General features: G+C 44.8%; 16 protein-coding genes and 1 pseudogene. 13 read left to right on the top strand and 4 right to left on the bottom strand.

Features of this window, described 5'->3' with window-relative positions:
- Window positions 1–60: 60 nt before the first annotated feature.
- The 6 genes from ACEN2L_RS15110 to ACEN2L_RS15085 all read left to right on the top strand — a co-directional run bounded on the left by ACEN2L_RS15110 (window position 61) and on the right by ACEN2L_RS15085 (window position 7,457).
- Complete coding sequence (locus tag ACEN2L_RS15110; RefSeq protein ID WP_441744896.1) at window positions 61–1,101, top strand: alkaline phosphatase D family protein; 1,041 nt, start codon at window positions 61–63, stop codon at window positions 1,099–1,101.
- A 23-nt stretch (window positions 1,102–1,124) separates the two neighbouring features.
- Window positions 1,125–1,703: a transcriptional regulator BetI gene (betI, locus tag ACEN2L_RS15105; protein ID WP_441744894.1), complete on the top strand. Its 579-nt coding sequence runs from the start codon at window positions 1,125–1,127 to the stop codon at window positions 1,701–1,703.
- 29 nt (window positions 1,704–1,732) lie between these two features.
- Window positions 1,733–3,196, top strand: a complete 1,464-nt coding sequence (betB, locus tag ACEN2L_RS15100) for a betaine-aldehyde dehydrogenase (protein WP_441744892.1) — start codon at window positions 1,733–1,735, stop codon at window positions 3,194–3,196.
- The gene (betA, locus tag ACEN2L_RS15095) at window positions 3,196–4,887 is read left to right on the top strand and encodes a choline dehydrogenase (protein ID WP_441744890.1); all 1,692 of its coding nucleotides are present in this window, start codon (window positions 3,196–3,198) and stop codon (window positions 4,885–4,887) included. The genes betB and betA overlap by 1 nt, the downstream gene beginning before the upstream one ends.
- On the top strand, window positions 4,884–6,083 hold the full coding sequence (locus tag ACEN2L_RS15090; RefSeq protein WP_441744888.1) for a BCCT family transporter: 1,200 nt from the start codon (window positions 4,884–4,886) through the stop codon (window positions 6,081–6,083). The genes betA and ACEN2L_RS15090 overlap by 4 nt, the downstream gene beginning before the upstream one ends.
- Window positions 6,084–6,341: 258 nt before the next feature.
- The gene (locus tag ACEN2L_RS15085; protein WP_441744886.1) at window positions 6,342–7,457 is read left to right on the top strand and encodes a c-type cytochrome; all 1,116 of its coding nucleotides are present in this window, start codon (window positions 6,342–6,344) and stop codon (window positions 7,455–7,457) included.
- Window positions 7,458–7,568: 111 nt separating this feature from the next.
- Here ACEN2L_RS15085 and ACEN2L_RS15080 read toward each other — a convergent pair whose 3' ends face one another.
- Entirely contained in the window at window positions 7,569–8,798 is a 1,230-nt protein-coding gene (locus ACEN2L_RS15080; RefSeq protein WP_441744884.1) for a dipeptidase, read from the bottom strand.
- Window positions 8,799–8,800: 2 nt separating this feature from the next.
- Window positions 8,801–11,143 carry a TonB-dependent receptor gene (locus ACEN2L_RS15075; protein ID WP_441744882.1) on the bottom strand — a complete coding sequence of 781 codons (2,343 nt, stop codon included), beginning with the start codon at window positions 11,141–11,143 and terminating at the stop codon, window positions 8,801–8,803.
- A 461-nt stretch (window positions 11,144–11,604) separates the two neighbouring features.
- Here ACEN2L_RS15075 and ACEN2L_RS15070 point away from each other — a divergent pair, with 461 nt between their 5' ends.
- Both ACEN2L_RS15070 and ACEN2L_RS15065 read left to right on the top strand, forming a co-directional pair.
- On the top strand, window positions 11,605–12,156 hold the full coding sequence (locus ACEN2L_RS15070) for a hypothetical protein (RefSeq protein WP_441744880.1): 552 nt from the start codon (window positions 11,605–11,607) through the stop codon (window positions 12,154–12,156).
- Window positions 12,126–12,935: a hypothetical protein gene (locus ACEN2L_RS15065; protein ID WP_441744879.1), complete on the top strand. Its 810-nt coding sequence runs from the start codon at window positions 12,126–12,128 to the stop codon at window positions 12,933–12,935. The genes ACEN2L_RS15070 and ACEN2L_RS15065 overlap by 31 nt, the downstream gene beginning before the upstream one ends.
- A gap of 31 nt (window positions 12,936–12,966) precedes the next feature.
- On the opposite strand, the gene ACEN2L_RS15060 is transcribed toward ACEN2L_RS15065, so the two are convergent.
- Complete coding sequence (locus tag ACEN2L_RS15060; protein WP_441744877.1) at window positions 12,967–14,127, bottom strand: PQQ-dependent sugar dehydrogenase; 1,161 nt, start codon at window positions 14,125–14,127, stop codon at window positions 12,967–12,969.
- Window positions 14,128–14,359: 232 nt separating this feature from the next.
- On the opposite strand from ACEN2L_RS15060, the gene ACEN2L_RS15055 reads away from it, so the two are divergent.
- The 4 genes and pseudogenes from ACEN2L_RS15055 to msrA all read left to right on the top strand — a co-directional run bounded on the left by ACEN2L_RS15055 (window position 14,360) and on the right by msrA (window position 16,502).
- Window positions 14,360–14,602, top strand: coding sequence for a hypothetical protein (locus tag ACEN2L_RS15055; RefSeq protein ID WP_306024009.1), 243 nt, complete (start codon window positions 14,360–14,362; stop codon window positions 14,600–14,602).
- An 83-nt stretch (window positions 14,603–14,685) separates the two neighbouring features.
- Entirely contained in the window at window positions 14,686–15,420 is a 735-nt protein-coding gene (locus tag ACEN2L_RS15050) for a MauE/DoxX family redox-associated membrane protein (RefSeq protein WP_441744875.1), read from the top strand.
- Window positions 15,421–15,576: 156 nt separating this feature from the next.
- A pseudogene (gene msrB, locus ACEN2L_RS15045) lies at window positions 15,577–15,999 on the top strand (peptide-methionine (R)-S-oxide reductase MsrB); the annotation flags it as partial.
- Between the two features lie 2 nt (window positions 16,000–16,001).
- Window positions 16,002–16,502, top strand: coding sequence for a peptide-methionine (S)-S-oxide reductase MsrA (gene msrA / locus ACEN2L_RS15040; RefSeq protein WP_306024006.1), 501 nt, complete (start codon window positions 16,002–16,004; stop codon window positions 16,500–16,502).
- A 102-nt stretch (window positions 16,503–16,604) separates the two neighbouring features.
- Here msrA and ACEN2L_RS15035 read toward each other — a convergent pair whose 3' ends face one another.
- Window positions 16,605–17,831, bottom strand: coding sequence for an MFS transporter (locus ACEN2L_RS15035; RefSeq protein WP_441744873.1), 1,227 nt, complete (start codon window positions 17,829–17,831; stop codon window positions 16,605–16,607).
- Window positions 17,832–18,316: 485 nt separating this feature from the next.
- Between ACEN2L_RS15035 and ACEN2L_RS15030 the strand changes: the two genes are divergently transcribed.
- Window positions 18,317–19,438 (top strand): hypothetical protein, encoded by a 1,122-nt coding sequence (locus tag ACEN2L_RS15030; RefSeq protein ID WP_441744871.1) that lies wholly within the window; start codon window positions 18,317–18,319, stop codon window positions 19,436–19,438.
- Window positions 19,439–19,475 lie beyond the last annotated feature (37 nt).

Below are 19,475 nucleotides of genomic sequence, written 5' to 3'. Positions count from 1 at the left end.
CACATATCTGTTTAGGGTATGTGGCTAATTCCAAGGTCCATATTAAAGGCTAAAACAAATATGTTGAGATTAATCATCATTGCTACTTTGTTGTTCAGTTGCATCGTTTTTGCAGATGCACCCAGCCGTATTTTATTTGGATCGTGCGCCCACCAAGACAAAGACATGCCCATCTTCACCAGTATCAACCAGCACCAACCCGACGTATTTATTTTTTTGGGTGACAATATCTATGGTGATACGCAAGACATGGTTGCCTTAAAACAGAAATACCAAACATTAGGTGCTAAACCGGGTTTTAAGCAACTTAGAGAACACGCAGAGCTCATTGCGATTTGGGACGACCATGACTACGGCGCAAACGATGCAGGCAAAGAATACCCGCAAAAAGAAGCCTCGCGCGACATCATGTTAGATTTTTGGCAAGAGCCGAAAGACTCTCCCCGGCGCACGCAAAAAAATGGTATTTATACCTCTTACTTTTACGGTGAAGCAGATAAGAGTGTTCATGTTATTTTGCCCGACCTTCGCTGGAACCGAGACGCACTGCAACCTGTTTCGCTAAACGAATACCAACAACAGCGTCAACCTAAACATCTTGGCCCTTACTCAGCCCACATTGATCCCTCGGCAACCATGTTGGGTGAAACCCAATGGCAATGGTTAGAAAAAGAATTACAAAAACCTGCACGAATAAAAGTAATCGGCTCAAGCTTACAACTATTATCTGACTTTACTGGGTGGGAATCTTGGGCTAATTTTCCTGCAGATCGTAAGCGACTGTTTAAACTCATTAAAAAACACAAGGTCAATGGCGTTGTGATCATCAGCGGTGATACTCATTGGGGTGAGGTAAGTTACTATGATGAAGCGCTCGATTACCCCTTATGGGAAGTGACTTCTTCAGGTTTAACGCAAGAGTGGAAAAACGTCAGCCCCAACACCTATCGCATCGGGCAGTTTACCAATAAAGTGAATTACGGGGCTTTGCTTATTGATTGGCAAAAAACTGATCCACTTATTACCTTGGGGCTTTATGATGAAAGCGGTGCCATTGTTAACCAACATCGTTTTAAACTGTCAGCACTTGAACCTTATTAAAATATCATTCGTGTAGGAAATATATGCCAAAAGTAGGAATGGAACCGATGCGTCGCCAACAGTTGATCGACGCGACCATTGAAGTTGTTGCAGAAGTGGGCTTGGGCGGTGCAACAATCAACCTCATATCGCGCCGAGCAGGCATGTCATCGGGCATTATCAGCCACTATTTTGGCGGTAAACAGGCGCTAATTGAAGCATCTGTGCGGTATCTACTGGCAAAGCTCAAAATGGAACAATCTCCAGATACGCCATACGAGCGTTTAATGAAAATTGTCGATTTAAACTTTTCAGAGGTGCAACAAGCGGATTCAAGCACTAAAACGTGGTTAAGTTTTTGGGGCAGATCAATGCACGATCCCAATCTTTACCGCTTACAAGAGCTAAATAAACGGCGCCTTGTGAGTAACTTGCGTTATAGCTTTAAACAGTTATTAGCACCTGAACAAGCAAAAGACGCGGCAGAAATCACCGCCGCACTCATTGATGGTTTTTGGTTACGATGCGCACTAAGTCGCACGAATAAAGCAAGGTTTGCCGTAGCCAAGAGTCATTGCAAAAAATACATTGATGACGTGCTAACACTGCACGGCGTTAAGTAAAACCTCTTTAACCTATTTGGGAGTTATCGTTGTCTTCTACTTTACTTAAAAATTTCATCCATGGTCGTTATGTCGATAATGCCGACAAAAGCGGTTTTGATGTTCTGAGCCCAGCCACTGGCGAGGTGATCTACGCCGTTGAAACTGCCGACGAAGCACTCTTAGAACAAACAGTACAAAGCGCCCAGCAAGGCTTTATCACGTGGTCAGGCACGCCTGCAATTGAACGCGCCCGTATACTCCAGCGCGCCGCAAACCTATTACGAGAACGCAACGATGAACTTGCCCGAATCGAAGTATTAGATACCGGTAAACCTTGGCAAGAAGCCGCTGTGGTCGATGTACAAACGGGTGCAGATGCCATCGAGTATTTCGCCAATCTATGCCCTTCGATGATGGGCGAGCAACAAAGTGTGGGTGATGACTTTTTCTATACCCGTCATGAACCACTTGGGGTGTGTTTTGGTATCGGCGCATGGAATTACCCCTTACAAATTGCATGTTGGAAAGCGGCCGTTGCTTTAGCCGCAGGCAATAGCATGATTTTTAAACCCTCTGAAGAAACGCCCCGAGGCGCGGCTTTACTGGCAGAAATATTTATCGAAGCCGGTGTGCCTGAAGGCGTATTTAACGTGGTGCAGGGCGACGGTAAAGTGGGTCAATACTTGGTGCAACATGCGGCCATTGCCAAAGTTTCCTTAACCGGCGAAGTGGGCACAGGTAAAAAGGTCATGGCCGCAGCGGCCGGAACCTTAAAAAAAGTCACCATGGAACTTGGCGGAAAGTCCCCTTTAATCGTCTTTGACGATGCGGACATTGACGAAGCGGTCACCGGCGCCATGCTAGGTAATTTTTACACCCAAGGAGAAGTGTGCACCAACGGAACTCGCGTGTTTGTGCACGAGTCATGTTACGACACCTTCATGGCACGTTTAATTAAGCGCACCAAAGATAATGTGATTGTGGGTAACCCCTTAGATCCTAAAACGAATTTAGGGGCGTTAATCAGCCACAAGCATCTGCAAAAGGTATTGAGCTACATTCAAATAGGCATAGATGAAGGGGCTACTCTGGCCTTTGGTGGTCAACAACTTAAACCTGAGGGTTGTGAAAATGGCAATTTTGTTTCCCCTACTATTTTTACAAATTGCACGGATGATATGCGCATTACCCGTGAAGAAATTTTTGGTCCTGTTATGTCAGTGCTTAAATTTAGCAGTGAAGATGAGGTGATCAAACGGGCAAACAACACCGACTTTGGTCTTGCTGCAGGAATATTTTGCCAAGATATTAGACGCGCCCATCGTGTGATTGCGCAATTACAAGCAGGGATTTGCTGGATAAATGCCTATGGAAATTCGCCCGTCGAAATGCCCGTGGGTGGTTATAAGCAATCCGGTATCGGCCGCGAAAACGGCGTCGAAGCATTTAAATCTTATACGCAAACTAAATCCATATATGTGGGGATGAACAAACTAGAAGGGCCTTTCTAATGACAGGCAATCAAAAGTTCGACTACATCATTGTTGGTGCCGGTTCAGCGGGTTGTGTACTCGCTAACCGGCTTACAGAAGACGCCAACACCTCGGTGCTGTTATTGGAAACAGGGGGCTCAGACCGCAGTATTTTTATCCAAATGCCCACCGCCTTATCTATTCCGATGAACACCAAAAAATATGCATGGCAGTTTCATACAGAGCCGGAGCCTTATTTAAATAACCGTGAAATGCACTGCCCCCGAGGCAAAGTGCTCGGAGGCTCATCGTCTATTAACGGCATGGTATATGTAAGAGGCCATGCCCGTGATTTTGATGAATGGCAAGAACATGGTGCTCAAGATTGGGATTATCAACACTGCCTGCCCTATTTTAAAAAAGCTGAAGACTGGGCTTTTAGCGCAGATGAGTACCGTGCAAAAGGCGGCTTGTTAGCCGTTAATAATGGTAACAATATGCAAAACCCCTTATATCAGGCCTTTATAGATGCAGGCACTGACGCGGGTTACCTTAGCACCGACGATTACAACGGCTTTCAGCAAGAAGGTTTTGGTGCTATGCACATGACGGTTAAAAATGGGGTTCGCTGGTCAGCCGCTAACGCCTATTTAAGACCCGCCATGCAGCGTCCTAACCTTGTGGTAAAAACCGGTGTGCAAGTCAGCCGAGTGTTACTGCAAGATAAACAAGCTATTGGTGTAGAGCTTTACCACAACAAAAGCAAATCGCAGTTTTTTGTCAATAAAGAAGTTATCTTAAGCGCAGGCTCTATCGGTTCGCCGCACATACTGCAACTCTCAGGTATTGGTAAGCCCGACACCTTGCTGGCTGCGGGCATCAATTTACATCATGAGTTGCCCGGCGTAGGCGAAAACCTGCAAGATCACTTAGAGTTTTATTTTCAATACCAGTGCAAGGAGCCTCTGAGTTTAAACAGTAAACTTGGCCCCTTGAGTAAGCTCGCCATTGGTGTGCGCTGGATTTTGTTTAAAACGGGTTTAGGCGCAACCAACCATTTTGAATCATGTGGTTTTATTCGTTCAAAAGCGGGGGTTGAATGGCCTGACTTGCAGTACCACTTTTTACCCGCAGCGATGCGTTATGACGGCAAATCTGCTTTTGACGGTCACGGTTTTCAACTGCATATTGGGCACAATAAACCCAAAAGCCGAGGCTGGGTCAGAGCGACAAGTGCAGATCCTTTTAGCCCACCTAAAATTCAATTTAATTATTTACACCATCAAGAAGACATCGAAGCGTTTCGCGCTTGTGTCAGGCTGTCTCGTGAAATCATCGCTCAACCCGCGATGGATGCGTATCGAGGTGAAGAAATTCAACCAGGGAGCGATATTATCAGCGATGAGCAAATCGATACCTTTGTACGCAGTGCAGTAGAAAGCGCTTATCATCCTTGTGGAAGTTGCCGTATGGGAGCAGCTGATGATCCCAACGCAGTGGTTGACCCACAGTTGCGAGTGAGAGGGTTAACAGGTCTACGGGTTGTTGACTCCTCGGTGTTTCCAACCATCCCTAACGGTAACCTCAATGCCCCCACCATGATGGTGGCAGAACGAGCCGCAGATATCATTAAACAAGACTTATTAGCTGGCGCAACGGCCAAGGTGCATCAGGATCCACTTTGGCAAACACGTCAACGCATGCATAGTGCTAAACGAGTAACGTTATGATAACCCTCGTCAGCTTTGGCATGCTATTTTTTATGGCATTGGTGGTATTTATTTTAGTGCGCTGGGGCCGACTCAGGCTCAATGGTCGCTACCCTGTATCCACTCTGACCTTTATCGCTATTTTATTTACCTCTGGTTTAGATGTGGGATTAATAATGTTTCCGCTGACCGAATTTCCCGTCTATGCCAACTTGAAAGAAAACAGCGAATATACGTTTACCAACCCACTAGCCATTGAGTTTGGCTTTTGGGGTTTTTTAGTTTGGGCCATCTACTTTGTAACCTGTTTTTACTTTTGCGCCATTGAGCCTAAAGTAAAATTTTTTGAAATTACGTGGGTTAAGTGGATCAACAACTTAGTTATCATTGGTACCTGCGCGTTTACTGCGCATTTACTGTATGCCAACCTAAGTTGGTATTTACCCAGCATTGCGGTTGAGAATAGCTTTCCGTGGTATTACGCCCTCATCGTAGGCGCCACCATTTTATGCGCGGTGTACTCAAGCACTGATCTGAAATACGTAAAAATTCTGAGCCTGTCTTCTGGCTCGCTATTTTTTGCCTTAATCATAGGCTTAGGCGCGATTGCCCTGATGTCTACTAAGGTTTCAGCGCCTGACTATTTTGATACCTTGCCCTTGCTGACAGACTACTTTGCTCACTTAGACCGCTTTATCTTACCCATTAATGACTACCATGCGTTTTACTTATTTTGGTGGTTTGCGTGGAGCATTATGATCGGCCAATTTACCTCACGGTTTGTGGGTAATATGCGCACCGTGTGGTTGTTTTTATCCATGTTGATTTGGCCTTCTTTAGCCATTGGCTTGTGGTTTAGTGTGTTGTATTTATTTTACAACAATGGCCTTAAAACCTCCGGTCTGATCAACTTAACTATGGTCTTTGTTGGTGTAGTGTTTGTGATTAATTCACTCGACTCTTTAATCCGCCTTTACTCAGACAACCTGAATTTAACCGTGGCGCGATTTGGCAAACAAAAGTACATCGCCTTGCATGGCTTTTTGATGATGCTACTGACCGTGTTATTCAGCTTACAATTTATTCAGATTCAGTGGGTGGGTGCTTTGGTTATTGGCTTAGGTTTGTGCTGTTTTGTGTATATTTTGCTTGGAAAACAACGTTATCCTTTGCCCAAAGCGGATGCCCTAATGCCCCTGCAAACGAAAGACAAATAAACCGTTTAACCTCAATTCTTAATTTGAAATGTCGTTTAAACTTCGTATTTTTATCTAAATCAATGTGTTGGCCCTGTTTACTCTTCATGGGTAAGCGGAGGTTTTATCAGTTACACCTAGCTAATGCTTCTTTTTAATTGGCTATCGATAACATAAGGTATTGATAGCCAGTTAGAAGTAGCTGCCTAAAGAGAGAATTGTCTATTTCGTTGCGGTAGCGCTAATATTGAACAAACGATAGACAAAGGGAATTTTCAAATGAAAGGCATGATTTACCTATCGGTAATTTTGGCTATGTGTTTAGGTGCAGCCTCTAAGGTGAGTGCAGAACGTCACTACGAAAAACAAGAGCCTCCTCGTCAACTTACCGCACAACAAGCCAAAACCGCCGCCAGTAATTATCAAAAGTATTGTTCATTGTGTCATGGCGACGATCGCGAAGGTCATAAAAACGACCACGCCCCTTCGTTACGCAGTAAAAGTCTGTTTGAGTCGGGTGTGCCCCATTCCATATTACGCCCGTTGTCATACGGACGTCAGGGTACTGCAATGGGTGGTTACCTAGATGAAATTGGCGGCCCAATGACCTTAGATGAAACGTGGGATCTCACCTATTGGCTATTTTGGCAATCAGGTGCCGAGCGAGTCAAACTGACTGAAAACCCAATAGCAGGCGACATCGTTCGAGGTGAGTCAGTTTATCAGCAATTTTGTAGTGGTTGTCATGGTCAAAAGGGAGAGGGTATTACCGCACCAGCCTTAGCCAATCCGTCATTTTTGGCCCACAACAAAGATGATTTTATTCGCTACGCCATCGAACAAGGCCGCCAAGGTACGCCTATGGCATCTTTTGCCAATACCTTATCCGCTGAGGATATCGATAACGTCACCGCGTTTATTCGCAGTAAAGCCAGTGATGCCAAAATCACGCAGGTACAACTGCGTACCCTGCCTACACCCGATGAATACGTGATTAATCCACAAGGTGAGGATCCACATTTTGATTTGCAAGACGGGAAATTTGTTTCATCGGCTGATTTGTATCGCGCCATGCAAGCCAAACAACGAATGGTATTACTTGATACCCGAGTAAGCTCGGTATGGCAACGCGCGCACTTGGCTGGCTCCATCCCTTTTCCATATTACTCAGATTTACAACAACGCGTAGCTGAACTACCTAAAGATGTACAAATTGTAGCCTATTGCTCATGTCCAAGGGCCGCTGCCGAATACGTCACAAAGCAATTAACTGAGCTGGGTTTTGATAATACTGCAGTACTTTACGAGGGCATTTTTGGTTGGATGAATCTGGGATATCCGGTTGTCAGAGCAGAAGGTTTATTGGCACAAGAAAATCAAGAAGCCCAACACTAAACTTGAGCGCCGGTGCTTTTATAGACTCACCCTCTACCATGACTCGCCTCGTTACAGGCAAGTCATGGTTGAAGCTAAGGATGTATTGATTGATAACTGTTATCTCAAAAATTACTTCTTTACACTCGCGGCATAGTCTTGTGCTTGTTGTAAAACTCGCAGCGCATTCGCCCCCCAAATATCAACCAAATCGTCTTTGCTATAACCTTCTTTCAGTAAACGTTGGGTAATCATCGGTAAGTTAACCACATCCATCATTTCATTTACCCCACCGCCACCATCCCAATCAGCACCAATTCCTACGTGTTTGGGCCCAACGATTTTTAGTGCGTGTAAAAAGTGCTGCATATACACATCAAATGATGCTTTTACTGCGGGATGTTCATGTTCAATTTCGCGACGTTTCTCGAGTAAAACGTCATGATCACTGCCTTGCTTGTATAAAGCCATCAAGCCTTTTACCGCTGATTGACGGGCTGGATCTACCGGCAAAGCTTCAAGGTATTCGCTGTACGCATTCATTTGAATCACGCCGCCCGATGCAGCCAATTGTTTAAGTAAGGCATCGTCTATATTACGAGGATGATCATAAATAGCCTTGCAACCCGTGTGCGACAAAATAATTGGTGTTTTAGACAAACGGATCATGTCTTTTACTGTTTCGTCGTGAGCATGAGAGCCATCGAGCACAATGCCTAAACGGTTCGCCTCAGCCACCAGCTCTTCACCTAAGGGCGATAAGCCATCCCATTGGCTACCACTGGGGTCGGTTGAACTGTCACCAAACTGATTATTTTTAAAATGTACCGGTCCTGCCATGCGCAGCCCAAATTTATAAAAAGTTTCCAGTAGACTGATATCAGTGCCCAGCGGATACGAGTTTTCCATGCTCATATACACTATATGCTTAGCCTGCTTTTTAATTTCCTGAGCATCGCTGGCCTGCGTAGCGAACTCAAAAATGTCAGGGTTTGCCGATACCATTGTTCGAATGGCCAAAGCTCGCAGCAACGCGGTGTCTCGGCTTTGCTCATAGCCTGTTTTACTGAGCTCTCCTTGAGGGGTATAGATGGCCCAAAAGCCCCCGTCTAAGGCACCGTCTTTCATTCTAGGCACATCGACCTGTGTAAAATCGTGACCATAAGAATGACGTTCAAGAATATTAAACCCAGGTACAAGCAAATTGGCCGGCGTATCTAGGTGGGTATCGAGCGTGATCAGGGTGCGCTGTAGCGCCGTTGCCTCTTCAAGCGTTACTGCTCCTGCACTGTGCCAAAGTACTAAACTTAGGGCGATGGTGCTCAGTTTTTTATTGCGTTGATGCCATATGTTTTTTGTCATTATTAGAATGCCACCGTTAAGGACGCTTGAAAATTACGCGGGTTTAAAGGGCGATAAAAAGCCGAGCCGACAAAAGCAAAAGACAGGACTTCTTTGTCAAAAAGATTGTCTACGTTAAAACGTAAACTCACATTTTCAGGCATGCCAAAGGGATTAACGCCGCCCAAATCGATATAGGCACTTACAATGGTGTAGCTGTCCATTTCGTAGGTTTCGGCGTAGTCGGTAAAACGGCTACTGGTGTACTTTGCTGAAACGTTAGCAACCAACCATTCTGTTGGCTCATACGTAATGCCACCGGTCATGATCCAATCTGGGCTATCGGCGAGTTTGCTTCCTTCTGGGTTAGCACCAAAACCGTCAATCAAGGTAGCATGTTTGTATGAAATATTAGCGTTAAGATAGAGGGCTTTTTCAAACATTTCAGGCTGATATACACCACTCAATTCAAAACCATAGGCCTCTGACGCCCCGCCATTAATATAAAAGGCTTCTGGTTGTTGCGTAGCGGGATTAAGCACGTTACTCGCGAATAAGCGGTTGTCAAAGCGAGTGTAAAATAAGGCCAAGGCCGCGTTAAAGGTTTCTTGGTTAGTTCGATAACCTAATTCAACATTATCCGCCTCTTCACCCTCGGGTGTTTCCGGCTCAAAGCTAATCGCAAGACTGTAAATATCATCTGTACCTTGAGGCAAGGCGTAATTTTGAGAAAACGAGGCAAAAAGCTGATCAGTCTCATTTACGCTATAAACTGCGCCTATTGAAGGTAAAAAATGCTTACTAAACTTACCGCCGACAGACTGCGGACCATAACCCACTTGGCTATTGATTTCGTAATCGTTGTAGTCACGGTAGCCGTCTAAGCGGTAATCAACGCTCAGCGATTTAAGACCCACTTCAAGTTTTAACGCGTCATCTAACAGGCTAATGGTATCTTTTAAATACAGTTGAGTGGTTTCACGCACTGAGGTGTAATCGCGGCGGTAGTAAGCCACTTCATCAGAAATAACTTCACCATCAGCACTGCCACCGGTTTTGTTCAGCCGTTTCTGGGTACGGTTATAGGTGTCTTTTTCACGCCACGCGCCAAACTCAATATGGTTGTTATCAAGCTCCAAACTAAAGCCAGCAACAAGACCTTTGCGATCCCCGCCTACAGACGATAGACCATACTGCACACCGCGAGGATGCACTACGTCTAAGCCTGCAGCGGCTTGTCTTTGGTAAATGCCCAAAGTATTGGTGTATGAATCGGGCGATACCCCATACCCGGCTTTATCTTCGAAATAATACGTGCCAGTAAACTGCAAATTATCGGTTATGTAGGTATCAAACTGCAGTGAGTATAAAGTGTCATCACGCACATTCACTCTGTCTTCGTAATAACTCGTGCAGTTACTACCTGTAAAAATAGGGGTAAAATCGCTGTCGTCGATGCTGCCGTCTTGATTAAAATCATACACTTGGGGTTGAGCTGAAACACAACCCTCAGGAATTGACTCGGCATAGCCATAATAATAATCGTTGGCAAACGTGGCAGCCGTTGCTGAAGGCGAGTCATAATCAAAAAAGTCATTTGACACGTAACTAAATTCTAGCGATGTCTCTGCGCTAAATGCATAAACGGCTTTGCCTTCAATGTGTTCTCGGTCAATCGTTCCTGGGCCTCGCCATAAATCACTGTCGGTTTTTGACCGGCTAACATAAGCTTTAAAGCCATCAATATCACCCGTTTCTAATTTAACAAAAGAGCGTTGAAGATCATCATCACCAACCGTTAATGACATCATGCCGCCCATTTGGCCTGAGGGATCAATCGAATAATAAGAAGCTATCGGCCCTAAGGTTGAATAGCTAGGCGCGGATACATCTCCGGCCCCTGGAGACGCGACCACTGAGGCTAAATTTTCGTTGTCCACATAGCGAAAAATAGGGCTACCGCCAAAGGCATCAGAACGTCCCATAGGCACGCCATTTAATACAAAGCCCATTTGGCTTAAATTAAAGGCCCGCACATTAACTGAGTTACCAAATTCATAAAGACCTAAGGCACCGTCAGTTTGCACGTTAAAGCCGGGCAAACTTTCGAGCATTTTTAAACCGGAAATGCCGCCCGGCGCAGACAATAAAGCTTCTCTGGTTACGGCTAGGGTATTGGTCACTTCACCGGTGCCGATGGCTATTTCGGTTTCCGAAATTCGGCGACCTACGACTTGAATTTTTTCTGCTGACTCTGATGTATCTACACTGGCTGCTTCTTGTGAAAAAGCAGGAACTACGGTGAACATGGTAGCAAGCGACACACTGAGTAAAGTAGGTCGAAATATCGTTTTAGTTACGTGCATGAGTAGTATTCCTAATAGGTTTACGCTGGTGATTTGCTTGTTCAAATGCATCCTTTTTTAAGGACTCGATTTTTACATCACAATAAACGTACCAGTCTCACGCTTGTTACTTAATAAACCGCAATATTCTGCAGTAACTTAATAATTTTCAGAAGGTTACAAACTTACCTAAACGGAATAACTGGCATAATATATTGAGCTAGTTGGCATAATCGAAGGTAACAAACGTCAAGTTGCACCATAAAGAATAAATACGCACTATTTTTGACATATAAAAGAATAATAAATTCACAAAAATTTAACACCTGCTAATCGTCATGCTAAAAATGTCTCTGCTGGCACGGTTATCATGCCAAGGGAACTTATCAACCCTATGATTTATATCTACTTTCTATTTTTAAAAAGTGTGATAAATTCGCTCACCAACACGCTCTATGCGCTGACTTAAACAGGGCTCACCCATGTGGCAAAAATTTATAAAGAACCAACAAATTATCGTCAGTATTGCCGAACTCATGGCGTCGTTTGTGACCATCATCGGCATCATAGGGATTTATTTTGTTTATCAGCAACTCAAGATGAACGAAGACGAAATTGCGCTCAATACCGTGGGCCAGGTTTATAGCCAAATGGTTGATATCGATAAAGAGTTTATGAACCACCCCGATGCGCGTTTATACATCTACGGTAATTTACGACCCGAAGATGTTTATCCTGATGCCACGCCTCATGAATTACGTATGCATCAGTCGCGGGCTGAAGCCAGTGCTGAAATGATGATGGACTTCTTTTCACAACTTACCCTCGTGCAAGACAAGCTCGGGCCTGCGGCGCAAAACTGGGTTGATTTTATTAAAGATATTTATAAATGCAGCCCCGTAGTGCGTGAGCGTTATGCCAGGAAAGAAGCGTGGTATAAAGATGAAAATGCCGCCACCATTATCAATCAAGCAAAAGCAGAGATCAGTGAAGGAGGCTACACGTGCGACGCCATGGTCATCCCCAAAACCTAACTACGCATATTATTTCACGCAGTGACGATGAACTTTTTGAACCTGCGTACACCGTATTAAACGACTATTTTGGCAGCCGCAACGAAATGGAAAGCAAGGCCGTTATTAGCGCCCGTTTTAATTGGCGCACTAATGAAGTCATTGATGGCTATTCGATGCTGTATCAGTTGGCCTATATTACTGACGAAAACGATGCATTGGCGGCAGTGGGCGATTACAGCGTTGTGATTAACCACAAGGCCTGTGAAAGCGGTCAGGCCGTTGTGGTGCATTTGTCGCATATTTGGGTTAACCCACAAAAACCAGGGCGTGGCATTGTCAAACACTTGATGCATAGCCTCACCACTGAGGCGGCCGAATTAGCCATCAAAACCGCGCAACTTGCTCCAAACACCCCTATCACCCTCGTGGGTGAAATGGAGCCTTATGAGGCGGGCAATGAAGAGCGCGTCAGGCGTATCAAAGTCTTTTTATACAATGGCCTGCGCTTGGTGGACCCAGCAAGTATTCCCTACTGTCAGCCTGATTTCAGATCATCAAAGGAGATTGCTGCAGCGCAACATTCTAGCCCAGTGCCTCTGTCTTTGATGATCAGGCGGGTCAACCGGGAAGAACAACAAAACACCAATGCCAAAGAAATAAAACATATTGTAGCGTGCCTGTACCACATGTACGCCCAAGGGCTCAGCCCTAAAGCCATTGAAGATGCCAATCTAACCTTAGAGACTTATCCAAGTGATGGGGAATCAGTCGCACTGCTTTCGCGTTTACCAGCATAAAAAGAAGGCATCGCGCCTTCTTTTATTAATTTTATTGCTTCATCGCTTCGAGTTTTAATAAACGCCCGCCCGTCGCGTCTTCTAATACATAGATTGCACCTTCAGGCCCTTGTTCAATTTCTCGAACGCGCTTACCCCACTCATAACGTGCCGCTTCTTTAGGCTTTTTATCCGCGCCTTGGGCGTTTTCACCTAAGTCGACTCTGATCAATGCTTGTGATGATAGACCCCCAATAAACGCATGGCCTTGCCAATCGGCAAATTGCTCACCTTGATAAATAATTAAACCTGCGGGGCTTATAGCAGGAACCCAAGCAAGATCAGGTGCTTGAAATATCGGCATTGAGGCATGGCTTGGGATCGTCGTGCCGTTGTAATGCTCACCCTCTGATACAAAGGGGTAACCATAGTTAGTGGCTCGCATAATACGATTTAGCTCATCACCATGACGCGGTCCCATCTCATGAGTCCATAAATTGCCCTGTTGATCAAACGCGATCCCTAAGGGATTACGATGCCCTAAAGACCAAACCTCAGAGGCAACCCCACCACTACCAACAAAAGGGTTGTCAGAAGGAATACTGCCATCGAGATTTAGGCGAATTACCTTACCTAAGTTCATCGCCATATTTTGTGCAGGATTAAATTTTTGTCTGTCGCCTGAGGTGATAAACAAATAGCCGTCAGGGGAAATTGCTAAACGATGACTGTAATGCCCGTTGCCAGTTACTTTAGGGCTCTGCGTCCACACAATAGTGCGATCTGACAAGCTAGCGCTATCTTGACTTAAGGTGAGTTTTGCTCGCTCAACCACCGCACCACTTAAGCTATCATCTTTGGCATCGCGCTCAACATACGACAAATACACCCTGCCTGAGGAGGTAAAATCATTGGCTAAAATGATGTCACCCATACCGCCTTGTCCGCGGGGAGTGACATTGGGTGACTGAGATACTTTTGCTATCTTTTCACCCCTTTGGCTAAGCAACCAAATATCACCGCTTTTTTCACTGACGAGCGCTCTTGCGTCAGGTAAAAATGTCATGGCCCAAGCGCTATCAAAAACAGCTAAGGGACTGGCTTTTATTTTGCTGCCATCGTTGCCCTCAATAACGAAACTATCGCTTTGGGCTGAAGCGCTTTGAGTGGCTAGCCACATGCTTAAAAAAAGGATGTTCACGACTGTTTTCATTTCTCAGATTCCTTATGATTTTTATTGCCTTTAATTACGCACAATCTCTATATTCGATCAAGCTGTGCTGTGCTTCACTTAGCCATGTAAATATTACACTACCCCTCCGTATGAAGTACAAAAAGCCAACAACAATTACTAAAAAACAATTTATATTCATATAGTTAGCTAATGGCATATTTTTAGCTTTGTCTTGAGTCTATCTTTTAATTTACGCAAATGGAAAACGACTATGCTAGCCAATAATAATTCGAATGTGCCAAACGAAGCCGTCACAGCATGTGTTTATGATGAAAACCAATCAGGAGTATGGTTGCTTTTTACCAAAAACTTACCTGAATTTGTGCCTGATATCGACAAACAGGCTTATTCACAGACCCTCAACTATATGAATACCTATTCTTCAATGCGCAGCAATATTCATCGTTTTTTCGATGCTCTCAAAGCCGGCCACTCCCAAGGTTTGACAATGTGAGGTCTTTTACGTTGGCTAGCCAACTGACCACCTTGCAGCCCTAATGTAGAATATGTGCTTACGCTTTGATAGGAGTAACCATAATGAGTAGACGCGCTATTTTGTATCGTATGGACAGTGAGCAACATATTTGCCCCTTTGGTTTGCGCTCAAAAGATTTATTGCAGCGCAATGGCTATAAAGTAGAAGATCATAAATTGACGTCTCGGGCAGAAACCGACAACTTTAAGCAACTACACCACGTTAAAACGACACCACAGACCTTCATCAACGATGAACGCATTGGAGGTTACGAAGACTTGCGTCAATACTTCGGAATGAGTCAAGCAGGTCAAAATGGCACAACCTATACACCGGTTATTGCGCTTTTTAGCTTAGCCGCTTTGATGGCTCTTGCTGTGCAAAACACCTATCATGCAGCGCTTTTTTCCATGCACACGCTGCTGTTATTTATTGCGATATCGATGGTATTGCTTGCCTTACAAAAACTGAAAGATTTATACAGTTTTACTAACTCGTTTATTACCTACGACTTACTGGCCATGCGCCACTTGCGCTATGCTTATGTCTATCCGTTTTTAGAAGCTTATGCCGGTCTTGGTATGTTAGCGGGTTTGCCAGCTATTTACGTTGCTCCCATCTCATTATTCATCGGTACTGTGGGAGGCATATCAGTTATCAAAGCAGTGTATATCGATAAGCGTGAATTAACATGCGCCTGCGTTGGTGGTGACAGTCAAGTCCCCTTAGGATTTGTTTCACTGACAGAGAATCTATTCATGATTGGCGCTGCAATATTGATGCTTTTACTGATGTAGCATCGCCCTTTGCCAGTATAAGCCACGACTAAAACACCAAAAGTGATCTTTATCTCACGCTTGCAATAAAACACTATGAGCAGGTCTGTTACACTTAAATCTGCACCTCTTATTCATAACACAGAGGAAATAATGAATAGATATCAAAAATCGCAAGACGTCATCGCAGCCTTAACACCTGAGCAGTTTCGCGTAACCCAAGAAAATGGTACAGAGCGTCCGGGTACGGGTGCATTATTAGATAACAAACAAGCAGGCATCTACGTTGATGTAGTATCTGGTGAGCCTTTATTTGCCTCTTCAGCCAAATACGAGTCAGGCTGTGGCTGGCCGAGTTTTACTAAACCTATCGAGCCAACACACATCAACGAAATTACCGACACCACCCATGGCATGGTGCGTACGGAAGTGCGCTCTGCCCATGGCGACAGCCATTTAGGTCATGTTTTTCCTGATGGACCTAAAGATCAAGGGGGACTGCGGTATTGTATTAATTCGGCTTCCTTGCGTTTTATTCCTCTTGAAGAAATGAAATCCCAAGGTTACGAAGACTATATCAAGCAAGTTGGGGAGCGTTAATCATGGCAATTGAACGAGCGGTGCTGGCGGGTGGGTGTTTCTGGGGAATGCAGGACTTGATCCGCAAGCGCCACGGTATCGTGTCAACTCGCGTGGGATATACCGGTGGTGAAGTACCCAACGCCACCTATCGTAATCATGGTAATCACGCCGAAGGAATTGAAATCATGTTCGATAACGAGATAACAAGCTATCGGCTGATATTAGAATTCTTTTTTCAAATTCACGATCCTAGTACGCCCAATAGGCAGGGAAACGATAGGGGCGCCTCTTATCGCTCGGCTATCTACTATATTGATGAAGCGCAAAAAGCAGTTGCATTACAGACTATCGCTGACGTTAACGCCTCGGGCTTATGGCCCGGTAAAGTGGTTACTGAAGTCGAGCCGGTAGGTGATTTTTGGCAAGCTGAGCCTGAGCATCAAGATTATTTAGAAAAACGACCCAACGGTTATACCTGTCATTTTCCAAGGCCAGATTGGACGCTCTCCCCTACCCAGTAAAACACTTGATATTGATTTACCCGATAATCGACGCTAACACCAATTAGGGTTGCCAAGATTCATGGGCATGACGACTAATAGGCCCCCAAAGCATCGGGGTCTTTAAGCAAGGGGCTTAGACTCTTCTTCAAGCCCTACCTCAACAATTTCTTGGGTGGTATTGCGCATAGCAACAAAAGGTTCGTAGTGATCTCGTGCCACATCGTGAAACTTGATTCGATATAATGTCCAAGCCGCTAAAAGTGATAACACAATGGCTGAGACAATAAACAAGGCATGATGGGTATAACCAATTAAAATCGAAACCAGCAAAGGGCCGAGAATACTGCCAAAGCTATTCATCATCAGCACGCCACTACCCACTTCCATCATCGATAAATCAGTATTGTCATTTGCATGGGCTAAACACAAAGAATACAGCGGAAACGTTAGCCCGCCAAAAGCAAACATAGTGATGTAAATAAACCATGGATTAATGCCATTGAGTAAAATAGCCCCAATACTGGCCAACACACCAAACCCAGCTAAGCCAGTGATGACGTAACGTCGGTCAATTAAATCAGATAAGCGACCCACCGGAAATTGCAAGGCCGTACCACCTAATATGGTAACCGCCATAAAAATTCCCACCTGACCGGCGCTTAAGTCATTGGCATTGGCGACCACAGGCCCTAAGGCCCAAAAACCACCAGTGACTAAACCGCCTAAAAAGGCACCAACCATGGCCACCTGCGATACCGCAAAAATCCGACGAAAACTAAAGCGTACTGCTGGAATAGGTTTAGGTTCAGAGCTTGATGTGAGGCCAATGGGTACAATGCCAAGTACCAGCAACGCTGCCGCCAGCATAAATAAGCCTTGATAGCCCAGCTCAAAGCCCACTAACAACTGCCCTACACAAATAGCTAACAGCGTAATAATGATATAAACCGATAAAATTCTGCCCCGGTGCTCCGCAGAGGTCCGTTCGTTCAACCAGCTTTCAATCACCATGTAAATACCCGCCAATGCCCAGCCTGTTAAGCACCGTGCCACTAGCCAAAGCGCTAGATTATCAACCAAGCCAATCATTAACATTGAGGCCGTTGTCAGGGCAATAAGTACGGTAAAGACCCTGATATGCCCGACCCGAGCAACCAAGCGCGGTACCGTTAAGCAACCCAATACAAAACCAGCAAAATAACTCGAACCAATGTATCCGATTAAAGCAGGAGCCCACGCTAAGCTCACCGCATAAAGCGGCACAAGAGTGAGTTGTAAGCCATGCCCCACAAGTAAGATGGCTGCTGAAGACAGCAAAGCGAGCATGGACCGCAATAGGATACGCATAAGACTTTCCGGTTTAATCAAGGCAACAGCTGTTATTGCTATCGCCTATGTAAAAATTAAAAAAAGAACCGCTTAGGCTCATCAACTCCGTGATTATACGCAGCTGTTTCTTGATGTCAGTAACAGTGACTACAAACCCACTATTAATGCATCCACTTCCACCACATGCAGCAAAGCCATCACGTTGAAAACCTACATTAACAGTCGATATGAATATGAATACGTCGCCTACCTACTCATAAAAAAAAAGACGACCACTTAATCTTAAAGCAGCCAATAACTGTCATTATTTTTTACACTTCGACGATTAGCTCACTGGTCTGGCCAAACAACACCCTGATTATTAGAGCTAAAGTTTAGTTGGACTGTTACTTGCTGTCTTTTTTAGATATCAAACACATTGATTTCACTCCCTAACTTTTTGCTTAGTTGTATCGTTCGTCAGTGAATGTCACGTTCAGTGCATTAGTACCTAAGGAATCTTTATGTCAGTTAAAATTCACCCTATCGCTTTACTTTTTTTAGCCCAGTTTTTATATGTTCAAGTTGCAGAAGCGGGTTTACTCAGAAGTTCGGGTCGTGGCTCACAGAGTAGTCAAGTCGAAACACATTACTATTTTGTAAAAAACCAAGATCTTGTTCAGTTTTCAGACTCTTCATTTGGCATCAGTGTCGAGGCTTACGCTGCTAATTCCATCCTAGGATTTGAATTTACCAATACCATAGGCGGTGGCGGGCGTGGTATTTCAGCGGTACCGACTTCAGGCCCAACTGCAAGCAACTGTAATGGCGCCTACAACCAAGATCAGGTCGACACGATTCAAGATGATATTGATTATTGGGCCAGCAGCAGTGACGCTAACGCACCTGCCGAGCTAGCTAATGCGCAAAATGCGTTAGACTTTCTCATCAATGGCTCTCCCTGCGTTTGGGAATTTGAGCAGGGAGAAGATCTTTTGGCATTTGGCGCTTTTAGCATGTTTTTTGATACCGCCTTGATCGAGCACCAAGTATTGTGGGAAATCACAGGAAATGGCCTAAACGAAACGCTAGCAGGTAGCATAAACGAAGGAGGCGACATCATGACTCCCGATGGCATAATATCAACGGGACAGGTGATGCTTAATACTACGGCTCCTGCCAACCTGTTGGTGGGTGATTACGAAATAACTGCGGTTGCAAATTTAACCAGCAGTGCCGGTCAGTTTTTCTTTGAACGCACTAATACAGGTTCAGGTAGTTCTGCAGAAGTGGTTACCTTAGGGTTTTATGAAGAGTACAATCCTGCGTGGGATGTTTGGCGAATTGCTTATGAAGAATGGCAAAATAACGTGTTGTATCCTTGGCAGGATGACCCAAACAGAACGGGAAGCGAACCGGTATTCACGGTGCCTGAACCCGCGCAAACTATTAGTGGATATCGTAGCGTTAATGGTCAAGACGAAGTGAGAACAGCGGAGACCTATTTTCGCTCAGAGCCCGAAATGTTAAGAATTGTCGCTGCAAACAATACTAGTAACCCAACGTCGGTCAATGCGCCATTCTCCGCGTTGCTACTCTTGTTTGGACTTGTTGGTGTGTGGCTGCGGAAACGCCAATATTCATAATAAGGTAAATACCATTTGCGATATAAGAAGGAGGTAG

Source organism: Flavobacterium sp. W21_SRS_FM6, assembly GCF_052119645.1.
Classification (GTDB): Bacteria; Pseudomonadota; Gammaproteobacteria; order Enterobacterales; family Alteromonadaceae; genus Paraglaciecola.
The sequence above is the reverse complement of the archived record's forward strand: the minus strand, read 5'-3'. Positions and strand labels throughout refer to the sequence as shown.